3 protein-coding genes are annotated in these 2863 nt (G+C 47.2%); 2 read left to right on the top strand and 1 reads right to left on the bottom strand.

The features are described from left to right. Positions 1-385 precede the first annotated feature (385 nt). Positions 386-778 (bottom strand): helix-turn-helix transcriptional regulator, encoded by a 393-nt coding sequence (locus QA601_18670; protein ID MDG5817127.1) that lies wholly within the window; start codon positions 776-778, stop codon positions 386-388. Positions 779-951: 173 nt separating this feature from the next. On the opposite strand from QA601_18670, the gene QA601_18665 reads away from it, so the two are divergent. Next, positions 952-1329 (top strand): hypothetical protein, encoded by a 378-nt coding sequence (locus tag QA601_18665; protein ID MDG5817126.1) that lies wholly within the window; start codon positions 952-954, stop codon positions 1327-1329. Continuing rightward, positions 1283-2848: a hypothetical protein gene (locus tag QA601_18660; GenBank protein MDG5817125.1), complete on the top strand. Its 1566-nt coding sequence runs from the start codon at positions 1283-1285 to the stop codon at positions 2846-2848. Before QA601_18665 ends, QA601_18660 begins: the two co-directional genes overlap by 47 nt. Positions 2849-2863 lie beyond the last annotated feature (15 nt).

Raw genomic sequence — 2863 nt, 5'->3', positions numbered from 1 at the left:
CCCCCTAACTTAGGAAAAAGGTGCACGGTAGGAAAAAGAATGATACCCGTTCCTTTTCCTGTCTCCCTCGTGCACCTTTTCCCCTTATGCTTGGGGGTCTCTTACTCTTTCTCATATTCTTACACCCTTGAGGGTAGGGGTAGTTCGGCTCCGCTCACCACAAGTGATAAAAACAGTTCCGGCTCCGGGGTTTGCATAATGTTAATTGTACGATGCCGGCTAATCTTTTAAGCTTACGTGCCCGGCGTGCCGTAGCCATGGATGGCGGAGGTGAACGTATAATTCCACATTATGTAAAAGTGAGGGTTTAGGGATGTTTACCCGAACGTCCCAGGGCGTCCGGCTACCACCAGTTTCTATCTTTGGAGTTTTCTCAGGTAAAATCTCACTGGATATCTTTTTTGCAGGTCTTGAGCAGCTCAGCGTATTCCAAAACTTTCTTTTGGTCCTTCTGGGGGAGTTCCTTAAGAACTTCAATATGTTTGCGGATATTTGGTGATATATCTTCCTTAACTGTTTTCAGAGTGCTCTCGCCCAGTAGGTAGCTAACAGTTACGTTAAGAGCTTTAGCTATGTCTTCAAGTCGTTCAACCGATGGTCCTTCAGAATTACCTTCATAGTTTGCAACCATCCGTTTGGTGATCCCAAGTTTATTTGCAAGCTCTTGTTGGGTGATGCCGCGAACCTTTCTTGCATCGAAAAGCCGCTGACCTAATGGCGAACGCTTTATATCAGAATGTTTTGTGCCCCTTTTTGGGCCAGGCTTTTTCTTCTTCATACTGTAAAAATAAAAAGCCCTTGTAGAAAAGATGAAATATATAGTATCTTTTATGCATTGAATAAAATGCTATTGACAGCTTTTTTAAACCCAGCAAAAAAGGCCAACCGGTGTCCTCTACCAAAGTTCAACCGGTCGGCCCTGAAGATAAACGCCTGAAAGGAGGCGCATCCATGTATGAAAAATACCTTACTGCAGCTTCCCAATCCATTATCACCAACGATTTATATCTTGCAGCTTTTCTTCACAGCGTCGGGTGCTCACTCGATCACCTGGAGCATAATGGCCGCCGCAGGGTATCGTTTGTGTTTATCGGTGACCGCTGCCGTGAACTTCGCCAGGCCTATCTTACCGGCCCGGTGAAACTTGATATGCGCTCCTTTCGGGAAAGCCTCTCACTTATACGCCGTCTCACTTGCGCTGAGCAGCAGCGTCGAAGCGTGGATGGTGAAAATTCCGCCTTCGCGCAAGCTATGGCGGATAAAGAACAAAGGAGCGCAGCCCGTGCCAGAATCCAAAACAGAAAAGCCCTGCAGACTTGCTCAGGGTAGTGATGGTCACTACTTCCGTGGTGATATCCTGACTTACCGCGTAACCGGCCTCAACCCCTATAACCTGGACCGCCTTCGTGTTAATCTCAAGGCATATAAAGAGGATGAGCCATCGAACTTCCAGATCGATACACTTGACCTCTACTACAGCCGATCCCGTGAGGGCTTTGCAGAGAACTGCACTAAATATCTCAAAGTTCAGCAGGGTGCAGTGATGGCAGAGCTGAGCAGTCTTATATCTGCACTCGAAGCGGAGCGGGTCTCCATGAAAGAGCGTGGCAGTGGTAGTGCCCCAGTCCAGATGAGTGAAGAGGATAAAAATGAAGCTCTCGAAACGCTTAAAAGTAAAGATCTGCTTAAAAGAATCGTTGAAGACTTCAATGCCATAGGCTATATCGGTGAAAAGACAAACAAACTTCTGTGCTATATTGCCTCAGTGTCACGGCTCCAGTCCGATCCGCTTGCAGTACTTGTTTTAAGCCGTAGCGGTGCAGGCAAAACAGGCCTTCAGGAAGCGGTGTGCAGATTTATACCCCCGGAATCGGTAATCCAGTATACGCGCATTACCGGACAATCACTCTTCTACAGAGACGAAAACGCTCTCAAGCATAAAGTTCTTGCCGTAGAAGAGGATGAAGGGATGCAGCCTGCAATGTACTCGGTAAAGACACTTATATCTTCTCAGAAACTAAGCGTTTCTGCAACCCGCACTGATGCCAAGACCGGAAAGTTCTCAGTTGAGGAATACACCGTTTACGGGCCTGTGGTGGTGATGGTGTCCACCACTAACCCCAATGGCCTCGATGATGAAACGAAACAGCGGTTTTTACTTCTTACCATAGATGAGACCCCTGAGCAGACGAAGAGTATCCTTCAGGCACAGATTACAAAGAACAGCCATAGCTGGTACACAATGAGCTTTGATGAAGAGAGTATTTGTAAACTACACCACAACATGCAGCGAATGCTTAAACCTCTTACGATAACGTTCCCCGATGATCTCCGTTTTACCTGGCCTTTTGCACGGCTTCAGATGCGAAGGGAGCAGAAGAAGTTTATATCACTGGTTAAAGCTATAACACTGCTCCATCAGTACCAGAGAAAAACTGGTACACTTCGCAGGGTAGACGGCTCCAAAGTGGAATATGTGCAGGCAACACAGCGGGACATCGATCTTGCACTTGAGCTTGGAAGACTTGTGTTTACCCGCAATGTGGATGATGTAAGCCCGACAGGGCGCAAGCTCCTTTCTGAAATAGTTAAACTTGTGACCACCAAACACAAACAGATGAAGGAGCTTGATGAAAGTAAAGAATTTTTTTTGTTTGAGATACCGTTTACGCGCAAGGAGCTTCGTCAGGAGACCGGCTGGAGTGAAACGCAGGTTCGGCAGAATATAGAACCGCTGGTAGAGCTTGGCTATCTTGGCAGACTCGCAGGCCGTCAGGGTTCTGCATGTCGCTATGTGCTTCTGGATGATGGCACCAAGGATCTTGAGTTGCTAGCGGTTAGCTGTTAGCTATTAGCAATTAGT

The sequence above is a fragment of the Chitinispirillales bacterium ANBcel5 genome (genome assembly GCA_029688955.1).
GTDB lineage: Bacteria > Fibrobacterota > Chitinivibrionia > Chitinivibrionales > Chitinispirillaceae > Cellulosispirillum > Cellulosispirillum alkaliphilum.
The sequence above is the reverse complement of the archived record's forward strand: the minus strand, read 5'-3'. Positions and strand labels throughout refer to the sequence as shown.